The following is a 19,980-nucleotide window of genomic DNA, read 5'->3' as shown; positions in this document are numbered from 1 at the left end:
AATTAAAAGTTAAAACGGCTAGACCAGGGCCCCGCAATCCGCTCCATTTTTAATTGTCAATTTTTAATTTCTTTCAACACCTCCCCTGCCACTACTTGGCCTGAAATGAGCGAGGGCGGCACCCCGGGGCCCGGCACGGTGAGCTGGCCCGTAAAGTACAAGTTACTCACCTTCTTGCTTTTAAGGGTGGGTTTAAGGATGGCGGTTTGCTTCAGCGTATTAGCCAAGCCGTAGGCGTTCCCCTTGTAGCTGTGGTAATCGGCCTGAAAATCGCGGTGAGCGTAGCCACGCTTGAAAACCACCGCGTCGCGGATGGGATGGCCGCAGTGACGCTCGAGTCGGTCCATCAGCTGGTCATAGTACCGCTCGCGGGTGGCCTCGGTATCGTCGAGGCCGGGGGCCACGGGGATGAGCAGGAACAGGTTTTCCTGGCCTTCGGGGGCCACTGTGGGGTCGGTTTTGCTGGGCACCGAGGCGTAGAACAGCGGCCGGCTGGGCCACTGCGGCTGGGCGTAAATTTCGCGGGCGTGCTGGGTCAGGTCTTCGTCGAAGAACAGGTTGTGGTGGCGCAGCTTGTCAAGCTTGCGGTTCACGCCTAGGTAAAATAGCAGCGACGAAGGAGCCATGGTGCGGCCATCCCAATACTTTTCGTCGTAATGGCGGTACTCGGGAGCCAGTACTTCTTGTTCAATGTGGTGGTAGTCAGCCCCAGCCACCACAGCATCGGCCGCGAAAAAGCCCTGGGCAGTGCGCACCCCGGTGCTGCGGCCGTGCTCCACCACAATCTCCGTTACTTCTTGGTTGTAAAGGATTTCCACGCCCAACTCCTCGGCCAGGCGCACCATGCCTTCCACTATTTTGTGCATGCCGCCCAGCGGGTACCAAGTGCCCAGGGTCAGGTCGGCGTAGTTCATCAACGAGTACAGCGCCGGCGTGTTTTCCGATACGGCCCCCAGGAACAAGATCGGGAACTCGACCAGCTCCAGCAGCCGCGGGTCTTTGAAGAAGCGGCGCACGTGCTTGTGCATGCTCTGGAGCACGTCCATGCGCAGCATGTCCACGAGCAGGCGCGGGTCGGCAAATTCCAGCACCGAGCGGCTGGGTGCGTACACAAGCCGGTTGATGCCCACCTCGTACTTGTAAGCGGCCTGCTTGAGAAACTCGTCGAGGCGGGCCGCGCTGCCGGGCTCGTAGCTTTCAAACAGGGCCCGCAGCTCGCTCATCTTCGCGGGAATGTCTACCGCTTCGGGGCCCTTGAAGATGACTTGGTAAGACGGGTCGAGGCGTATTAGCTCGTAATAGTCCGACACTTTTTTGCCGAAGCGGGCGAAGTATTTTTCGAACACGTCGGGCATCCAGTACCAGCTGGGGCCCATGTCGAAGGTGAAGCCCTGGGCCCGGAACACGCGGGCGCGGCCCCCGGGGCCCTCATTTTTTTCGAGCAGCGTGACGCGCCAGCCTGCCTGGGCTAAGGTACTAGCGGTGGCTAGGCCAGCAAAGCCGGCCCCGATGACAACGGCGTGGTGAGAAGCGGTGGAAATGGGCAAAGCGAAGAAGAAATTAGACCGGCAAGCTAGTAATGCCGCTTGAGAAGGGCCACTAACAGAGCCGCCGGCCCCGGCGCTGCTGATGCAACGCTGGGGCCGGCGGATAGTTTTAAACGAAGGCGTTTTTGTATTCAGTCCTCGATGGCATCGCTCACGTCGGCGGCACTGGCACCGACTGGGGCGTACACTTGCAAGGCAGCTTTCAGCTCCTTACGGGCAATGTGGATGCGATTTTTAACGGTGCCGATGGGAATTTGCAGCTTCTCGGCAATTTCCAGGTACTTGTAGCCGATGTAGTACATCATGAACGGCGTGCGGTAATCGGTGCCAAGGCTGGCAATAGCCTCGTTGATGTCGCGCACCACAAAATCGGACGTGGCGCCGTTGTGGGTGATGTAGTTCTGGTCGGTATTGAAATACTGAAAATACTCCGTCGAATCAATATTGGAGCTGCGCTTGGTAATCTTGTTGTAGTTATTGATGAAGGTGTTGCGCATGATGGTGTACAACCACGCCTTCAAATTAGTACCCGCTTTGAATTTGTCTTTATTCAAGAGGGCTTTAAGCAACGTTTCCTGCACGAGGTCCTTCGCATCGTCGGCGTCGCGGGTAAGGTTTAGGGCCGCAGGCCGCAGAGCGAGGGATATCCGCTGCACTTGCGAAGTGAATTCTAGCGATGTCATAGAGCCTTGGTTTCGTGACGCAATAAACAATCAACGACCCAACCGAAAGTCCGTTGGAAGCATGAGCCTCGGGGCTCGTTTTCCCAACCCGGCTGAGTGGTGCCGCAAGTTACGGCAACTCGCTGGGCCACGGCCAGAATATGGGGGCCCACCATGTTAACTTTTTACAATTCAACCATAAGGATTGCTTATATAGCCGCAGCAAAAACTATTAACGCATTGGCTAGCAATGTAGGTACATTGGTTTACCGCTGGCAGCTTATTCGCCCGCCGCCGGGGCCCGCCGCTGCGATTGGTCGCGCGCCAAGCGCAGGTATTTGGGCGACACCCACAGCAAGCCAAACTCAGCCGAGCCGTCGCGGCCGGTGGTTTTGTGGTGCATCTTGTGGGCCATGTTCAGGGCCCGGAGGTAGGTGTTGTGGGATTTTTTCCAGAAGCGCAGCCGGCCGTGGATTAGCACATCGTGCACGAAAAAGTACACGGCGCCGTAGACCGCAATGCCCACCCCCACCCAAAACCACCAGCGGCTGCCGTTGCCCCCGGTGATGAACAAGGCCGCCGACAGGGCCCCGTAAATCACAAAGAACAGGTCGTTGCGCTCTACTGGGTGCGGGTGGCGCACGTGGTGCGAGCGGTGCAGCACCCACAGGGGCCCGTGCTGCACGTATTTGTGCATGAACCAGGCCCAAAACTCCATGAAGGCGAAGGTGGCGAGGGTGACGGCGGCGGCGAGCAAGGCGGGCATACGGGACTAACCGGGCAAGGCGGCGGTTGGTTTCGGAATGGGCCGTTGGGGCCCTACCAGCTAATTTCTTCTTTGTTCAGAAACGCGCCGATGCCGCGGCGGCAATCGTCGGAGCCGCGCAGTTCGGCGTTGCGCTGGGCGGCGTAGCGCAGGGCTTCTTCGAGGGCCATTTCGGGCAGAGCGGCCAGCATTTCCTTGGTTACTTCCATGCTCTGGCCCGAGTTTTCGCGGCACAGGCGCTGGGCGTAGGTGCGCACGGCGGCGGCCAGCTCGTCGGCCGGCACCAGGAAGTTGAGGAGGCCGAGGTCGAGGGCCGTTTGGGCCGATACCACGTCGCCGCTCAGCAGCAGCTGCTTGGTGCGGGCCTCCCCTATTTTGCGCAGCAGAAACACGCTGACGATGGCCGGCAAAAAGCCAATCTTCACTTCGGTATAGCCAAACTTGGCCTCGGGCACGGCGAAAGTGATGTCGCAAATGGCGGCCAGGCCGCAGCCGCCGGCAATGGCGTGGCCTTGTACCTGCCCGATGACGACTTTTTTGAGTGTGTACACTTGATGGAACAGCTGCATAAGGTGCGTGCTGTCGTCCAGGTTATCGGTGTAGCCATAGCCTTGCAGCTCCTGGATGTAGGCCAAATCGGCCCCAGCGCAGAACACGTCGCCGGCAGCGCGCAGCACCACCACTTTGCAGGCATCGTCGTTCTCGGCGTGTTCGAAGGCCTGCTTTAGCTCGGTTACCACGTCGGCGTTCAGGGCGTTGCGCTTCTCGGGGCGGTTGAGGGTGATGTAGGCAATGCGGTCCTCGCAGTCGTAGGTGAGGTAGCGCAAGGCTTCGAGTTCGGGCGTAAGCAGGTGGTCCATGAGCGAACGAATGAAGCGTGGAGCGGGCCAATGGGCACCGGGGGAAAGACCCGGCCGGCCACCAAACGGTGGCATCCCGGCGGGTAAGTAACGCAAAAAACCGGCGATTGGTCGGCGGGCGTCGCCCGGCCCGGCCCTACACTCGACCAAACCAGCCCCGCACCCGCCCAACCGGCGCTGGGGCCCGATAGCGAGTTGTCGGCTTCAACGGCTCGGCGGGCGCAGCCGGAATGCGCCTTGGGCCGTCACGTCCCAAGTGCGGAAACCCTGGGCGCGCAGGGCCGAATCGTGGCGGGCTACGTACCAGCTTTTGCACGACGAATCGAACACCACTTGCGCCTGCGGGCCGAAAGCCGCCGCCAGGGCCCCGGGCGTCACGCGGGCGTTGCGGCGCAGCACCAGCACGTCGAGCGGCGTGGGGCGGGCCGCCGGGCCCAGGCGGCCGCTCACGAAGCCCAGGCGCAGGCCACGCCAGTGGGCCAGCACCACGGGGCTGGTTTGCAGGTAGAACTTGGGGTTGGCGCTGTCAGCATCGGCGAGGCGGCGGGTGGGCACGGCGGCCCCGCGCCAGCCCACGCGGCAGGCCGGGGCCCGGGCGCCGCGCTGGATGAGGCCGGGTAGCAGGCGGTAGGTGCGCTCGGTTTCGGAGAGCGGCAGCGAATCGGCGGCCACGAATTCGGCCGTGGGCCCCTGCCAGAAGCCCACCACCGAGCGCCGCGGAATGCTGTATACCACGAACTCTTCGAGCGGGGCCCCGGCGCGGGCCTCGGCCACGCGGCTGCCGGCCAGGGCCACCGCTACGCTGGCCGCGACGCCCAGCCAGACAAGGCGGCGGGTGCGCTGCCAGACCAGCCACGCGCCCAGCAGCCCAAACACGAGCACCGTTTGCCCGGCCGTGACGTGGATTTCGCGCACCAGGGCCCCCGGCAGGGCCCGGCCAATCCAGCCGATGTACTCGTTGAAGGCCCAAATCATTCGCTCGAACACCCAGGCCACCCCCTGCGGCAGCAGGTCAAGGGCAGCGTTGGCGGCCGCCGGGAGAACTAAACTGAACAGCGCCAGCACGCCCTTCAGCACCAGCAGGGCCAAGCCCACGTACACGGCACCGCTGGAGATGGGCACTGCTACCAAGTTGGAAAACAGGAAGCTGAGTGGAAACTGGTGGAAGTAGTACAGCCCCAGTGGGAACGTGGCTACTTGCGCGGCCAGGCTCAGGGCGGTAGCTTGCCACACGGCATCTGCGGCCCAGCCGGTGCCGCGCCACGCGGCTTGCACGGGCTTGGGCTGCCAGGGACGCTGGCGGCTGGTGAAGTACGTCTTGGCGTCGAACCAACGGGCCATGCGCGGCTGCAAGTAAACGATGCTCAACACGGCCAGAAACGAGAGCTGGAAGCCCACGTCGGCCACCAGAAACGGGTCGTACAGCAGCAAGCAAAACGCGGCTACTGCCAGCGTGTTAACGATGCCTTCCTGTCGGCCGGCGGCGCGGCCCACAATCACGAACGAGAACATCACCGCCGCCCGCAACACCGAGGGCGAAAGGCCCGTCAGGAACGCGTAGGCCCAGATAACGGCCAGCCCCACCCCCGCCGACCAATACCGAAACCCGCGCACCCGCCCGAAGCTGAGCCGCAACACCCAGGTAAGGGCCGCAAACAGCAGCCCCACTTGCAACCCCGATACGGCCATGATGTGCGTGGTGCCGGTGGCGGCGTAGGCCTGCTTGGTTTCGGCGTCCACGTCGTCCTTGATGCCCAGTACCAGCGCCGAGGCCAGCGCATACTCGCGCTTTTCCTTGAGGTAGTGCTTGAACACGCCGTCGAGCTGCTTGGCGGCTCGCATACTAATGGCCACCAGATAGTTGGGTGGCGCCATGCCCACCACCCGGTACTGGTCAGAGTGAATGAACTGCTGGTGGTACACCTGGTGGAAGGCCAAGTAGCGGCGGTAGTCAAATTCGCCGGGGTTGAGGGGTCCCTTGCTGGCGTCGGGGTGGCCGCGCACCAGCCACACCTCGCCGTAGCGCGGCGGGGACCCGGCCCCCGCGCGCGGCACCGAGATGCGGATGCCGCCAGTGGCCGTGCGCCAGCGGCCGGCCACGCGCACGGCGCGCACCCGCAGCGTGTTGGCGTAGGTGGCGGGCCGCACCACGGTGTAGTCGTCCACCACGGCTTGGTAGGCCTCCACTTGGGGCCCCAGCTGGGCGAGGTGGTCGGGGCGGCGGCTTTCGGTGGCACGCTGCGCCAGGGCCATGCCCAGCACCGCCACGGCCAGCAGCGAGAGCAGCCCGGCGGCATCGGTGGCGGCCGGGTGGGGCCGGCGCACGGCCCAGGCCAGCAGCGCCGCACTGGCGGCGGCCAGGCCCAGGGCCCCTGGCCACAGCATGGGCCAGCTTTCGCCCAACACCACATAGGCCACGATGCCCAAAATCAGCGCGGGGGTATAGCGCAGGAAGGGAAAAGTAGCCCAGGTAATCATGCTAAAACGTTGGCTTGGCAAATTCAGTCGCCAAGATAGCCCCGCGGGGGCCCTTACCGCAGCACCATCCGGTAGTGCTGAATATTGGCCTCCTCAAACATCTCTCCTTCCGTTTGGAAGCCGTGGCGCTCGTAGAACGGCACGGCGCGGAGCTGGGCGTTCAGGTACACTTCCTTGTCGGGCAGCTCGGCGCGCACATCGGCCAGCACGGCGTGCAGCAGCGTGGCGCCGATTTTCTGGTTGCGGAAGTTTTCCAGCACGGCGAAGCGCTCCAGCTTCACGCCGTTTTCGGTTTCGCGCCAGCGGGCGGCGCCGGCGGGCGTGCCGTCGGGGGCCCGGGCCAGGTAGTGGCGGGCGTCGCGGCGGTCGTGCTCGTCGTTTTCGAGGGTGGCGGGCACGCCCTGGCCCGCCACAAACACGGTTTCGCGGATGGTGAAGGCGGCGTCGAGGTCGCGCAAATCGGTGACGCGGTAGGCGGAAGCGGGCATAGAACGGGGGGTTGAAAGCCGGTAAACGGAAAACGGGGCCCCGGCTTTGCAGCCCGGGCCCCGCTAATATTCTAAAAAAAACGCCAACCGGCCGGCTACAGGGCCTGCTCGTGGTTCACCGGCAGCTCGGTTTCGGGAGCGGGAGCACCAGCTTCCTGCTGCTCGCGCAGGCGGCGCTCATGGCGCTCGTCGCGGCGGGGCGGGGCCCCGGCCTGGGCGGCCTGGCGGCTCATTTCGTCGGTGTCGAACTTGTCGTAGGCTTCCACAATTTCCTTCACTAGGCGGTGGCGCACCACGTCTTCGGACGTCATCTCGACGTAGCCGATGCCCTGCACGTTCTTCAGAATGTCCATGGCCTGCATCAGGCCCGATTTCTGGCGCGTGGGCAGGTCAATTTGGCTGCGGTCGCCGTTCACCATCACCTTGGCCGTGGGGCCCATCCGGGTCAAAAACATCTTGATCTGGCTCGGCGTGGTGTTCTGGGCCTCGTCGAGCAGCACGAAGGCGTTGTTGAGCGTGCGGCCGCGCATATAGGCCAGCGGGGCAATTTCGATGATCTTGTTTTCCTGGTAAAACTTCAGCTTTTCGGCCGGAATCATGTCCTCCAGGGCGTCGTAAATCGGGCGCAGGTAGGGGTCCACCTTCTCCTTCATGTCGCCGGGCAGGAAGCCCAGGCTTTCGCCGGCCTCCACCACGGGGCGCGAGATGATGATTTTCTTAACTTCCTTGTTCTTAAGCGCCCGCACGGCCAGCGCCACCGAAATGTAGGTTTTGCCGGTGCCGGCGGGGCCCAGCGTGAAGGTCAAATCGTGCTTCATCACCGTGTCCACCAGCTTCTGCTGGTTGGGCGTTTTGGCCTTGATGATGCCCCCCTTGGCGCCGAACAGAATCACGTCGGGCGAGGCGGCCAGCACGCGGCCCTCGGCCTCCTCGCTGGTGGCGGAGAGGTACTGGTTCACGTCGCGGTCCGTGACGATGCCGTACTGGTGGTAGTGCTCTATTAGCGAGCTGAGGATGTCGTTGATGCGGGCAATGACGACCGTCTGGCCCTGGATTTTGATTTCGTTGCCGCGGCTGATGATTTTGGAGCCCGGAAACGCGGCCGCCAGCTGGCGGATGTTTTGGTTGTCGGCCCCGAGGAAATCCACCAGGGAGACGTTTTCAAGGGTGATGACTTTTTCGACCAATCTTTTGGAGGTGAGGAAGTGAAGGTAAACTAGTGCCCCGGGCCGCCCGCAATGGCCCGGGCGTCCGCCCAAACCGGCTACTTTTGCCCCGGCGCGGGCGGCCCAACAATACTACGAAAAACTACGGAACGCGGGCATGGGATTGATAACGCTGCTGACGGATTTTGGCTACCGCGACCACTACGTGGCCGCGCTCAAGGCCCGGCTGCTGCGCCTGGCCCCCGGCGTGCCGGTGGTCGACATCAGCCACGGCGTCGAACCCTTCAACACCGTGCACGCCGTCCACGTTCTCCAAGCCGTGTTTCGCGACTTTCCGGCCGGCACGGTGCACGTGGTGGGCGTGAACGACCACGGCGCGGGCCCCGAGCCGGTGTGGCACGCGGCTCATTACCAGGGCCATTACTTCGCGGTGGCCGACAACGGCATTTTGGCCCTGCTCTGCGACGGGGCCCCCGAGGCGTGGGTGGCGCTGCCGACTGCCGCCACCGCCTCGCCTACCCGCGACGTGCTGCTGCCCGCCGCCGTGGCCCTGGCCCAGGGCGCGCCGCTGGCCAGCCTGGGGCCCCAGGCCAGCGACTTGTACGTGCGCACCAACCGCCAGCTACGCTTGCAGGACCACCGCATCACGGGCCACGTGGCACACGTGGACCACTACGGCAACCTGATCACCAACATCTCACGCGCCGCCGTGGAGGCCGTGGGCCACGGCCGGCCGTTCAGCGTGCACTTCGGGCGCGAGGTGCTGAAGAACGTGCGGCCGCACTTTTCGGCCGCGCCCGCCGGCGAGGCGGTCGTCGTGTTCAACAGCCAGGATTACCTGTGCCTGGGCATCTGCGAGGGCAACGCCGCCGAGCTGCTGGGCCAGTACTTTGACTCGCAGGTGGACGTGCGCTTCGCGGTGGAATAGGGCCCCCGGGGGGAACCCCGGGGTGAATGATATCAAAAATGGCCGTCATGCTCATCTGGCGTCCGCGCAGCCGAAGCATCTCTACCGCATACTAAATCATTTGATTAGTATGCGGTAGAGATGCTTCGGCTGCGCGGACGCCAGATGAGCATGACGGCCTTCTAGCTTAAAAGCTAAGCCTTGCTCCTACTTGCCGAACGCCTTTTTCAGGTCGGCGGCGGCGAGTTGCTCGGCTTCTTTGGCCTGGGGCACCACGGCGCCCATGCCGTAAAATTCGTGCGTCGTGCCGGGGTAGAGCTTGTAGTCGACTTTCACGCCGGCTTTCTCCAGGTTGTCGGCCAGGGTTTTGCCCTCGCTCATCAGCGGGTCCAGCTCGGCGCCGATGATGGTGGTGGGCGGCAGGCCCTTCAGGTTGGCGTTCACCAGGTCGATGCGCGGGTCCTTGCCGTCGGCGGGGGTGCGCAGGTAGTTCTTGAAGAACCAGCCCATGGCGGCCTTGTTCAGGGGCACGTAGTCGGTGGCTTTCAGGTAGGAAGGCGTGTTTTGGTTGTAGCCGGCAATGGGGTACACCAACACCTGGTACTTGGGCAGGGCCACCTTCTTGTCGCGGGCCATCAGGCTGACGGCTCCGGCGAGGCCGCCGCCGGCGCTTTCGCCCACCACGGCCACATTCTTCGGGTCGCCCTTGATGCTGGCGGCGTTCTTCAGCACCCACTGGTAAGCGGCGAAGCTGTCGTCATGGGCCGTTGGGAACTTGTGCTCCGGGGCCTGGCGGTAAGCCACCGACACCACCACGGCGCCCACGTCCTCAGCCAAAGCCTGGGCCGACGAGCTGTAGGTATCGACGCCGGCAATGACCCAGCCGCCGCCGTGGTAGTACACGATGACGGGGAACGGCGCGGTGCCCGTTTTGGGCGTGTAGATGCGGGCCTTCACGCCGGGCACCAGGGTTTTGCCCACGGTGTCCACGTTCATGGGGGGCATGGGGATGCCGGCCACCTTCATTTCCTTCATGGCCGCGTCGGCGGCGGTGGGGTTTTTGCGGGCGGCCTGGGGCGTGAGCGAGGTCAGCGGCGGCGCTTTGAAGCTCATCAGCTGCTCAATCACGGCCTGCATTTCGGGGGCGATGGTGGGGCCCCAGGCGGGCTTGGCGCCGGTGGGTTTCACGGCGCCGGTGCCAGCGGCCGTGGCCACGGTGGCGGTGCTGTCAGAAGCTTTATTGGTTTCGCCGGGCACTACCACGGCGGTTTTGCTGGTGTCGGTTTCGGTGGGCTTGCTGTTGCAGCCGCCCAGCAGCAGGCCGGCGGCGGCCAGCGCGGCCGGGTACGAGAAAATGCGTTTCATGCGCGAAAGGGATGAAATTTAAGAACTACCCTCCCTTACGGCGCCGTACCGGGCTAGTTACGCCCGTGCTTGTTTTACTAACTGATGTTACGCACGGAGCAGTACGAGTTGCTGGTACATGGCTTTGAGGCCAACGGTATAGAGTTGGGCTTTGAGGCGAAAATGGCCGATGCCGCCTTTGAGCTTGAGCACTTCGAGCTTGGTGTAAGCCAACACGGCGGCAAAGAAATGGGTGGCCTGCGTGGCCAGGGTTTTGGTGGGCGATTTGCCCATGGAGGCATTCTGTTTGAGCGACTTATGGTATTCTTCCACTTTCCACCGTCTCTGGTAAATCGTGGTCAGTTGGGCCTGGTCCAGGTCGGTGTCGCTGCTGACCAGATACAGCATACCTTGGCTACCGTCTCGGTTTGTGAAGACTTGTCTGGTCACGAGCACCGCCTGCTGGACGGCCCGCAAATAGACGCGCAAGGGCTGCGTATCGGGGAACACCAGCGCCTGCACGGCCTGGAACTGGCCGGCGGCCCGCGCCTCGGCGCTCAGGGCCACGGTGCGGCTGCTTTCGAGGGCAAATACAAAGTGATGGCCCAGGGCCCGCACCAAGGCCATGTTCTCGGCCGAGGCGTACCAGCTGTCGGCCAGCAGGTAGCGGTAGGCCACCTGCTGCTGGGCCACGCGCAGCATCTGTTGCAGGTATTCGTTTTTAGTGAACGGGCTTTGGTAGCTGGTCTGCTGGGTCTTGGGGTGGTAGACCGGCACGGTTTTGCGCACCAGCTCGACGGCGATGGGCAGGGCCAAGTCGCCGGCCTGATAAAGCAGACTCACGAAGTTCAGGCCCTTGACGTAGCGCTGCTGGCTGTGGTCCCAATGGGTGCAAATCAACTCATTGGCATCGGTGTGGGCCTTTTCCAGGACCGAATCGTCCACGATGAGCACGGCGAAGTCCGCCGCCCCGCGTTGGGCTTCGGCCTGGCGAATCAACGGCTTGGCCTGCCGCCAAACCTGCGCTGACCCGCACGGCGTACTGCTCAACCAGCGCGTGATGTGGTCGTGGCTCAGCGCCCCGTCCAGCAGCCGCGACAAGCCCGTGGCCGTCGTCGGACCCGTCGAGCTCAGCAAATAATCCGTGTACAGGTCCAGCGTGCAACTCATCATCAATCGATTAAACGGACAACCTAAGCCAACGACTGCGTAACATCAGTTACTAAAATACTGTTGCTTTGCCCGGGCTCCGGGGCCCTAGCGCCAGCCGCCGCCCAGGGCGTGGTAGAGGTCGGTGGTGGCCTGGAGCTGCTGGAGGCGGTCGTTCACGCTGCTGAGCTGGGCGGCGAGCAGGCTTTGCTGCGAGGTCAGCACGTCGGTGTACGTGGCCGAACTGTACTTTACCAGCTCCTGGGTAAAGTCCACGGCCCGTTGCAGCGAGGCGAGCTGGTTGGTGCGGATGGCCACCTTCTCGCCGGCCGTCTGGTAGGCAAACAGGGCATTGGACACCTCCTGGCCGGCGTTCAGCAGGGTTTGCTGGTAAGTGAACAGGTACTCGTCCTGGAAGCCCTGGGCGTTGCGCAGCCGGGCCCGGTTGATGCCCTGGTTGAAGATGGGTTGCACCAGCCCACCCACCAGCGTGCCAAACAAGGCATCGGGCGAAAACAGGGTGCGGACGCTGGTGTTGGTGAGGCCGCCGTTGGCCGTGATGGTGAACGAGGGGTAGAAATAGGCCCGCGCCGCGTTGGTTTGCTCGAAGTAGGAGCGGTAGGCGGCCTCGGCCTCCTGCACGTCGGGGCGGTTGCGCAGCAGCTGGCCGGGCACACCGGTTTGCAGCAGCGCCGGCTGGGTTTGGGCGGCCAGGGTGCTGCGCTCGATGGGCCCCGGGGACCGGTTGAGCAGCAGGCTAATGGTGTTTTCCGTTTCGCGGATGTTGCGCGCCAGGTCGGGAATCGAGACCTGGGCCGCGTACAGGTTGGCCTCGCTCTGGGCCACGGCCGCGCCCGTCAGGATGGCCGCGTCTTTCAGCAGCTTCGTGGTTTCCACGTCCTTGATGCGATTTTGCACGGTCTGGCGCGTGATGGCCAGCTGCTCGTCGTAGGCCAGCAGCAGGTAATAATCATCGGCGATGTTGGCCAGCAACTGGGTTTGAACGGCGCGGCGGTAGGCTTCGCTTTGCAGCAGCGCGGCCACGTAGCTGCGCTTGCTGCTGCGCAGCTTGCCCCAGATGTCGGCCTCCCAGCTCGAGCTGAGCGTGAGCAGGTACTGCTGGTTGAATCGGCTGGTGACCACGGCGTTGGGATCGGTGGTAGCGGTGCCAGTAGTGCCGGTGCCACCCATTCCCGTGCCGGTACCCGTTCCCGTCCCGGTACCAGTTGTACCCGTGCCGGTGCCCGTCGTGCCGGTGCCCGTACCGGTGATGGTGCCCACGCCGGTGTTGCCGTTCGACCGGGACTCGGTGGCGCTGCCCCGCGCCGAGAGGCTGGGCAGGAACTGGGCCCGGCTCTGCGCCAGGTTGGCCTGGGCCCGCTGGATGCGCGTGACGGCGATGCGCAAATCCAGGTTCTGGCTCAGCCCTTCCTCCAGCAACTTTTGCAGCGGCGCGTCGGCGAATACCGTGCGCCAGGGCATCGTGGCGATGCTGGCGGTATCGGCGGTGCCCGCGCCCCGGTAGAGGTTGGGCGCGGCCGCGTTGGGGCCCTGGTAGGGGTGCAACGCGGCGCACGCGCCCAGCAGCAGGGCCCCCAGCAAAGGCACCAAGCGGCGTAACTGCTTGGTTGTATAGGGTTTTAATAGCAGCATATATAACGGTTTCATAGGCAGTGTGCAGAACTCATGAGCGTTGGCCCCCACCCCCGGCCCACGCCGCTTGGTGCGCAGCATCCGGTGGGGTGGGGCCACTACGCCGGTACGGGCTCCGGCTTGGCGGCGATGGCCGGCGTGCCGGGGTCCGCCGGGGCCCCGGGCGGGGCTTCGGCTTCCTCGCGCTGCAGCTGCTCCAGCCGGTCCTTGGGGGACCCGTTGATGCGCTCCTGCAAGCCCTCAAAAATCATGTAGAGCACCGGAATCACGAATACGCCCAGCAGCGTGCCGAACAGCATGCCGCCGATGGCCCCGGCCCCGATGGAGCGGTTGCCGTTGGCCCCCGCGCCGCTGGCAAACAGCAGCGGCATCAGCCCGAAGACGAAGGCGAACGAGGTCATCAGAATGGGCCGCAGGCGGGCCTTGGCGCCTTCCAGCGCGGCATCGGCAATGCTGAGCCCTTTGAGGCGGCGCTCGACGGCAAACTCCACAATGAGGATGGCATTTTTGGAGAGCAGGCCGATGAGCATGATCACCGAAATCTGGAGGTAGATGTTGTTGTCGATGCCGAAGAGCTTGGCAAACACGTACACCCCGGTGAGGCCCACGGGCAGCGAGAACAGCACCGCGAACGGCAGCAAGTAGCTTTCATACTGCGCACTAAGCAGCAGGTACACGAAGATTAGGCACAGCGCAAACACGTAGATGGCCTGGGTGCCGCTGTTGCTTTCCTCCCGGCTCAGGCCCGAAAACTCGTAGCTGTAGCCCGGCGGCAGGTGGGCGGCGGCCGTGGCGGCAATGGCCGTCAGGGCCTGGCCCGTGCTGAAGCCCACGTTGGGCGAGCCCTGCACGGCCATCGAGCTGTAGAGGTTGAAGCGGGACACGCTTTCGGGGCCGTACACGCGCGTCAGCGTCACGAATTCGGTGATGGGGGCCATCACGTTGGAGCCCGTGCGCACCTGCACCCGGCCCAGGCCGGCCAGGTTGGCCCGGTAGCTCGTGTCGGCCTGCACAATCACCCGGTACTGCTTGCCAAACTCGTTGAAGTTAGAGGCGTACAGGCTGCCGTAATAGCCCTGCATCACGGCAAGCACGCTGCTGACGGTGATGCCGGCCTCGGCACACTTCACGGCGTTCACCGTCAGCAGGTACTGCGGAAAAGTGGGATTGAAGGAGGTGGTGGCGTACTGAATTTCGGGCCGCTTGGCCAACTCCGCTAGGAAGCTCTGGGCCACTTTGTAGAACTCGTCGGTGCTATGGGCCCCGCGGTCTTGCAGCTGGAATTCAAAGCCGCCGTTCAGCCCGAAGCCCGAGATGGTGGGCAGCGAGGTGAACACCAGCTTGGCGTCGCGGATGTAGGCAGTTTTCTTCTTGAGCTGCGCAATCACGTCCTCGTTGGTGATGCCCGGGCGGTCGTCCCAGTTCTTGAGGGCCAGCACTTCCTGCGCGTAGGAGCTGCCCTGGCCGGCCAGCGAGTTTTGGCCCACGGTGCGCAGGCCGTTGGCCACCCCGGGCACGGTGCGGGAGATGCTGTCCACCTCGTCGGCAATGGCGGCGCTGCGCTCGAGCGAGGCGGCCGGTGGCAGGGTGATGTTGACGAAAATAACGCCCATGTCCTCGCTTGGCACGAAACTCGACGGCGTGGTTTTCATCAGGAGATACAGGCCCCCGCCGAACGCGGCCACGATCACCAGTGCCAGCCACTTGCGGGCCGAAAGGAAGCCTACCCCGGCGCTGTACTTGCCCACCAGCGCGTCGTAGCCGGCATTGAAAGCCACGCCGAAGCGCTGCATGTAGGTGCGCTTCTCGCCTTCCGCGGGCTCCTGGTTGTGCGCCGGCGGCTTCAGAAACAGGGCTGCCAGGGCCGGGCACAGCGTGAGGGCATTCACGGCCGAAATCAAAATGGCCACCGCCAGCGTGATGCCGAACTGCTTATAAAACACACCCGTGGAGCCGCTAATGAACGTGACCGGGATGAACACCGCCGCCATCACGAGGGTGATGCTGACGATGGCCCCCGAAATTTCGCCCATCGCATCAATGGCCGCCTTGCGCGAGGAGGTATAGCCGCTTTCCAGCTTGGCGTGCACGGCCTCCACCACCACAATGGCGTCGTCGACTACAATGCCAATGGCCAGCACCAACGCAAAGAGGGTGAGCAGGTTGATGCTAAATCCGAAGACGTACAGGAAGAAGAACGTGCCGAGGATGGACACCGGCACCGACACCCCGTGGATGATGGTGGACCGGAAATCCTGGAGGAACAGGAAAATCACCAGAAACACCAGCGCGAAGCATTCAAACAAAGTGTGCAGCACCTTGTCGATACTGGCGTCCAGGAACTTGTTGATGTCGACGAAGAGCGTGTAGTGCACGCCGGCCGGAAAATCCTGGGCCGCCAGGGCCAGCGCCGCCTTTGCATCCTTGATGACCTGCGAGGCGTTGGAGCCCGCCACCTGGTTCACCGACACGCTCACCGAGGGCTTGCCGTTCACGGTGGCGCGGGTGCTGTAGTCCTGGGCCCCCAGCTCGACGCGGGCCACGTCCTTTAGCAACAGCAGCTGGCCCTGGGCCTGGTCGCGCAGGATGATGTTGCCGAACTCCTCGGGCGTTTTCAGCTTGCCACTGTAGCGGATGACGTACTGAAACGACTGGTCGCCGTTCTCGCCGAACTTGCCGGGGGCCGCCTCCAGGCTCTGCTGGTTGAGGGCCGTGGTGACGTCGGCCGGCGTGAGGCCGTAGTTGGCCATCACGTCGGGCTTCAGCCAGATGCGCATCGAGTACGTGCGCTGGCCCGAAGCGGAGGCGTCGCCCACGCCGCTCACCCGCTTGAGCTGCGGGATGATGTTGATTTCGGCGTAGTTCTGGAGAAACGTTTGGTCGTAGGCCGGGTTGTCGCTGTAAATAGCGGCCGTTATCAGGTTGCTGGTCTGGCGCTTGCGCACTTGCACGCCGGCCTGGGTCACCTCCTGGGGCAGCACGCTGGTGGCGCTGGCCACGCGGTTCTGCACGTTCACGGCGGCCTGGTCGCCGTTGGTGCCCACCTTGAAGTACACCTGGATGGTGGCCCCGCCCTGGTTGGTGGCGCTCGACGTCATGTAGGTCATGCCCTCCACGCCATTAATTTGCTCCTCCAGGGGCACAATCACGCTTTTCTGCACCACGTCGGCGCTGGCCCCACCATAGGAGGCCGACACCTGCACCGTGGGCGGCGAAATGTCGGGGTACTGGGCAATAGGCAGCGCGTAGAGGCCCAGCAACCCGAGCAGCACGATGAGCACGGAAATAACCGTGGACAGCACGGGTCGCTCAATGAATATCTTTAGCATATTGTTCGTGAGCAGATTATAGCATTAGGAATCAAACAAAGCAGAACGTCATGCCTCGGCTGCGCTCGACATGACGGTGTTGGTTGCTTACTTGTTCTCACCGCCGCCTTTGGCCCCCACGGAAGCGGCGAATACGCTGTCGGCCCGCGCCGCCCGGGGGATGATTTTGCCGTTGTCTTTGAGGCCGTTCACGCCTTCGAGCACCACGGTCTGGCCCGCTTTCAGGCCCGAGCGTACCACGTAAAACTGCCCGTTGGGCGTGGGATGCACCGTTATTTGGGTGTTGTGCACCTTATTGCCGGGGCCCACCACGTACAGAAACTGCTTGCCTTGCAGCTCATACGTAGCGCTTTGGGGCACCAGCAGCGCATCTTTGATGGTGCGCGGCGAGCGCACGGTGCCGCTGCCGCCGCTGCGCAACAGGCCCTGGGGATTTTTGAACGAAGCCCGGAAGCCACTGGAGCCCGTCTGGGTATTGATTTGGCCAATAGCCGTTTCCACCCGGCCCGTGTACTTGTAAGTGGTACCGTCGGCCAGCAGCAGCTGCACGTCAGGCAGGCGGGCCAGCTTGTCTTGCAGCGTCACGCCGGGGATGTCGCGGGTAAAAGTGAGCAGCGTTTTCTCGTTGACGGAGAAGTAGGCGTACACGTTGGCAATGCCCGTAACGGTGGTGAGCGGGTCGGTGGAGGTAGTGCTAATAAGGCTGCCGATTTTGTTGGGGATGGTGCCTACCACGCCGTTCACCGGGCTCACGATGCGGGTATAGCCCACGTTGGTGCGGGCGTTGGCCAGCGTGGCGCGGGCCTGGGCCAGGGCCGCCTCCTGGCCTTGCAGCGTAAATTGCGCCTCCTGAAGCGCATACGGGCTAATGATGTCCTTATTCACCAGCGGGCGCAGCTTTTCCACGCCCATGCGGGCCGAATTCACGTTGGCCACGGCGGTTTGAATGCCCGCCTGGGCCGTGTTCACCGCCTCTTGGTACTGCGGCGCGTTGATGCGGAACAGGGGCTGCCCTTTCTTCACGGCCGCCCCTTCGTCCACGTAAATGGCTTCTACAAAGCCGTCCACCTTGGGCCGGATTTCCACGTTTTGCTGGCCCTGGATGGTGGCCGGAAAGTCGTTGTAGAGCACCGTGGTGCGTGGCTGCACCGCCACCACGGCGTAGGCTAGCACCTTGGGCGGGCCGCCGTCTTTGCCACCGGGGCCCTTGCCGCCCGCAGCGGCGCCGTCGGCAGCATCTTTTTTGCCGCCGCAAGCCACGGCCAGGCCCAGCAGGAGCCCCAGCACCACGGCGCGACGGGCCCAGCTAACGAATGGTAAGATATTATTAACCATAGAGAGAAAGTATTCCGTCGTTAACGGAAAAAGCCCGTTGCTGGATAACCATGCGGGACCAAACTCGCCGGGGCTCGCCGTTGTGCCGCTCAACCCGGCAAAACCATCGGGCGGCTTTGGCGGTAAGCAGGGCCCACCGCCCGGCCCCGCGCCGGCCTACCTTCGCCCCATGCCCGCCCCTGCCCCTGCCCCTGCCGATTACTTCGCTTTTTATGGCCTGCCCGAGTCGTTTCGGCCCGACGAGGCCGCCCTTAAACGCCTCTATTACGCCAAAAGCCGCGAAACCCACCCCGATTTCCACGCCACGTCGGCCCCCGACAACCAGGCCGAGATGCTGCGCCAAGCCACGCTCAACACCGATGCCTACCGCACCCTGGCCGACGCCGACCAGCGCATGGCCTACCTGCTGCGCCACCACGGCCTGCTGGTAGAAGGCCAGTCAGAGCAGCTTCCGCCCGATTTTTTGATGGACGTAATGGACCTCAACGAGCAGCTGATGGAGTTGGAAATGGACCCCAACCCCGCCGCCGTGGGCCCCGTGGCCGCCGAAGCCCAGGCCCTGGCCGACACCCTCGACGCCGGCATCGAACCCGTTCTCGCTGGCTACGAGCAGCTTCCCGCCGACCACCGCCCCGCTGCCCTACGCCAGGTGCTCACTTATTACTTAAAGAAGCGCTACCTGTTGCGCATCCAGCGGCAAGTGGCTACCTTTGCGGCCCGCTCCTGATACCGGCAGAGCGGAATTGTTTTGCAAAACTCATCCTGCCCGGATGGCGGAACCGGTAGACGCGTTGGTCTCAAACACCAATATCGCAAGATGTGCCGGTTCGACTCCGGCTCCGGGTACTTTTTAGCCTAGAAATAGGCACAGACGCCGAAAAATGGCCTTTCCAGCACACTGGACAGGGCCGTTTTTCGGCTTTCTGCATTTAGGCGCTTACCAACTGCTTACCAAGAAATTTTCGCGCTTACCAGCCCGTGGGATATTCCGCCAAATTCGTTTTGCGTCGCCCGGTCCGCCGCGACGGCACGTGCCAGGTCCGGTTGCAGGTGCTGCTGCACCGCAAGCCCCTGCCCCTGGGCGTGGGCGTCACGTGGCCCCCCGCTTTTTTCGACAAGTCCGCCGGTCGGTGCCTGGCCACCCTCCCGAAAGAGCACCGGGGTCCCGACTACCGGGCGCAACTCAGCGCTGCCCAGGACTGGGCCGGTGGGCCCGCCGCGCTAGTAAAGCGAGCCGAAGACTACAATTTGGTGTTGGGGCAAACCCAGGGCAAGGCCAATGGCATTTTCGTCGAGTACCGACTGAGCGGCAACCCGCTCACGGCCGAACGTTTTGTGGCCGAATTCAAGACCGAGGGCAGCAAGAGCGATTTTGTGGCTTTCTACCACCAACAGGTCATCGAGCGCCACCGCAAGGGAAAGATTGCCGACAACACCCGCAAAAACCACCTCAGCACCTGGCGGGCGCTCCAGACATTCCGGCCGGAGATTCCCTTCTATTCGCTCAATTCCAATTTTGCCGACGACTTCAAGGCCTACCTGGAGAAAAACGTGCGGGGCGTGAACACCCGCTGGGCCCGGCACAAGGATGTGAAAACGTACCTAGCCCTGGCCCGGCGGGCAAAAATCAAATTCGAGGACCCCTACGATGGCTTCCGGAACCAGGAAGTGCCCGGTAGCTGGCGGCCCGTGCCGCCCGACGAGCTGCGCAAGCTGGAGGCCTACTACGTGCTGTGTGCCCCCGGCACGGCGCACCGGCGCGTGCTCTGCAAATTCCTCTTCAGCTGCAAAAGTTCGCTCCGGCTCGGCGACCTCAAGCAGTTGGCCAAGGCCCAGCTCGACGGCAACCGCCTCACGTTTGAAATGCAAAAGGGCTGGAGCAAGCGCCTGCAGGCCACCATGCTCCCGCTCACGCGCCAGGCCCTGGGCTACCTGCACGACGCGGTGCAGGAGGAAGGCAGCGGCGGATTCCGCGACTATTCCGACCAGTACTCCAACCGCATGCTCACGGCCATCGGCCAGATGCTGGGGCTACTGGCCCGCCTGCACCACCACGCCGGCCGCGAGACGTTTGCCACCGAGTTCATTCGCTCCGGAGGCAAGGTAGAAGTGCTGCAAAAGCTGATGAACCACAGCAAAATCAGCACGACCATGAAATACGTGCACGTCGACGACACCATGAAGTGCAACGCCATTGCTGCGCTGGATGCCGCGGCCTGACGAATAATTATATAGAATCGGCCAGTACTGGCGCGCTGCAGCCGCCATAATGCAAAAGCCCTGGTGGTTGGCCGGG

Annotated in this window: 15 protein-coding genes and 1 tRNA gene; 4 read left to right on the top strand and 12 right to left on the bottom strand. The window is 63.5% G+C overall.

What is annotated here, in order from left to right; genetic code table 11:
* Positions 1-56: 56 nt before the first annotated feature.
* The 7 genes from AXW84_RS06235 to AXW84_RS06205 all read right to left on the bottom strand — a co-directional run bounded on the left by AXW84_RS06235 (position 57) and on the right by AXW84_RS06205 (position 7,988).
* Positions 57-1,547 carry a phytoene desaturase family protein gene (locus AXW84_RS06235; RefSeq protein ID WP_236943264.1) on the bottom strand — a complete coding sequence of 497 codons (1,491 nt, stop codon included), beginning with the start codon at positions 1,545-1,547 and terminating at the stop codon, positions 57-59.
* Positions 1,548-1,678: 131 nt separating this feature from the next.
* A complete protein-coding gene (locus tag AXW84_RS06230) occupies positions 1,679-2,230 on the bottom strand; it encodes an RNA polymerase sigma factor (protein ID WP_068230168.1) in 552 nt (183 codons plus the stop codon).
* Positions 2,231-2,489: 259 nt separating this feature from the next.
* A complete protein-coding gene (locus AXW84_RS06225; RefSeq protein ID WP_068230165.1) occupies positions 2,490-2,975 on the bottom strand; it encodes a sterol desaturase family protein in 486 nt (161 codons plus the stop codon).
* 53 nt (positions 2,976-3,028) lie between these two features.
* Positions 3,029-3,835, bottom strand: coding sequence for an enoyl-CoA hydratase/isomerase family protein (locus AXW84_RS06220; RefSeq protein ID WP_068230162.1), 807 nt, complete (start codon positions 3,833-3,835; stop codon positions 3,029-3,031).
* Between the two features lie 204 nt (positions 3,836-4,039).
* A complete protein-coding gene (locus AXW84_RS06215; RefSeq protein WP_068230160.1) occupies positions 4,040-6,313 on the bottom strand; it encodes a ComEC/Rec2 family competence protein in 2,274 nt (757 codons plus the stop codon).
* A gap of 53 nt (positions 6,314-6,366) precedes the next feature.
* Complete coding sequence (locus tag AXW84_RS06210) at positions 6,367-6,801, bottom strand: GNAT family N-acetyltransferase (RefSeq protein ID WP_068230157.1); 435 nt, start codon at positions 6,799-6,801, stop codon at positions 6,367-6,369.
* Between the two features lie 95 nt (positions 6,802-6,896).
* The gene (locus AXW84_RS06205) at positions 6,897-7,988 is read right to left on the bottom strand and encodes a PhoH family protein (protein ID WP_082773731.1); all 1,092 of its coding nucleotides are present in this window, start codon (positions 7,986-7,988) and stop codon (positions 6,897-6,899) included.
* A gap of 136 nt (positions 7,989-8,124) precedes the next feature.
* Between AXW84_RS06205 and AXW84_RS06200 the strand changes: the two genes are divergently transcribed.
* On the top strand, positions 8,125-8,895 hold the full coding sequence (locus AXW84_RS06200; protein WP_068230154.1) for an SAM hydrolase/SAM-dependent halogenase family protein: 771 nt from the start codon (positions 8,125-8,127) through the stop codon (positions 8,893-8,895).
* A gap of 186 nt (positions 8,896-9,081) precedes the next feature.
* Here the strand turns inward: AXW84_RS06200 and AXW84_RS06195 are convergent, their stop codons facing one another.
* The 5 genes from AXW84_RS06195 to AXW84_RS06175 all read right to left on the bottom strand — a co-directional run bounded on the left by AXW84_RS06195 (position 9,082) and on the right by AXW84_RS06175 (position 17,684).
* Positions 9,082-10,239, bottom strand: coding sequence for an alpha/beta hydrolase (locus AXW84_RS06195; RefSeq protein ID WP_068230150.1), 1,158 nt, complete (start codon positions 10,237-10,239; stop codon positions 9,082-9,084).
* A gap of 87 nt (positions 10,240-10,326) precedes the next feature.
* Positions 10,327-11,391, bottom strand: coding sequence for an IS701 family transposase (locus tag AXW84_RS06190; RefSeq protein ID WP_068230147.1), 1,065 nt, complete (start codon positions 11,389-11,391; stop codon positions 10,327-10,329).
* Between the two features lie 84 nt (positions 11,392-11,475).
* On the bottom strand, positions 11,476-13,020 hold the full coding sequence (locus AXW84_RS06185) for a TolC family protein (RefSeq protein ID WP_068230143.1): 1,545 nt from the start codon (positions 13,018-13,020) through the stop codon (positions 11,476-11,478).
* A gap of 98 nt (positions 13,021-13,118) precedes the next feature.
* The gene (locus tag AXW84_RS06180; protein ID WP_068230140.1) at positions 13,119-16,349 is read right to left on the bottom strand and encodes an efflux RND transporter permease subunit; all 3,231 of its coding nucleotides are present in this window, start codon (positions 16,347-16,349) and stop codon (positions 13,119-13,121) included.
* 87 nt (positions 16,350-16,436) lie between these two features.
* Positions 16,437-17,684, bottom strand: a complete 1,248-nt coding sequence (locus tag AXW84_RS06175) for an efflux RND transporter periplasmic adaptor subunit (protein WP_068230138.1) — start codon at positions 17,682-17,684, stop codon at positions 16,437-16,439.
* Between the two features lie 169 nt (positions 17,685-17,853).
* On the opposite strand from AXW84_RS06175, the gene AXW84_RS06170 reads away from it, so the two are divergent.
* From AXW84_RS06170 to AXW84_RS06160, 3 genes are all read left to right on the top strand, one after another.
* Positions 17,854-18,411: an iron-sulfur cluster co-chaperone HscB C-terminal domain-containing protein gene (locus AXW84_RS06170; RefSeq protein ID WP_068230136.1), complete on the top strand. Its 558-nt coding sequence runs from the start codon at positions 17,854-17,856 to the stop codon at positions 18,409-18,411.
* A 37-nt stretch (positions 18,412-18,448) separates the two neighbouring features.
* A tRNA-Leu gene (locus AXW84_RS06165) sits at positions 18,449-18,530 on the top strand.
* A gap of 156 nt (positions 18,531-18,686) precedes the next feature.
* Positions 18,687-19,904, top strand: a complete 1,218-nt coding sequence (locus AXW84_RS06160; protein ID WP_068230133.1) for a tyrosine-type recombinase/integrase — start codon at positions 18,687-18,689, stop codon at positions 19,902-19,904.
* The last annotated feature ends 76 nt before the right edge of the window (positions 19,905-19,980 follow it).

Source organism: Hymenobacter sp. PAMC 26628 (assembly GCF_001562275.1).
Taxonomy (GTDB): Bacteria; Bacteroidota; Bacteroidia; order Cytophagales; family Hymenobacteraceae; genus Hymenobacter.
Note: the sequence above shows the minus strand (reverse complement) of the source record. Positions and strands in the feature narration are given on the sequence as shown.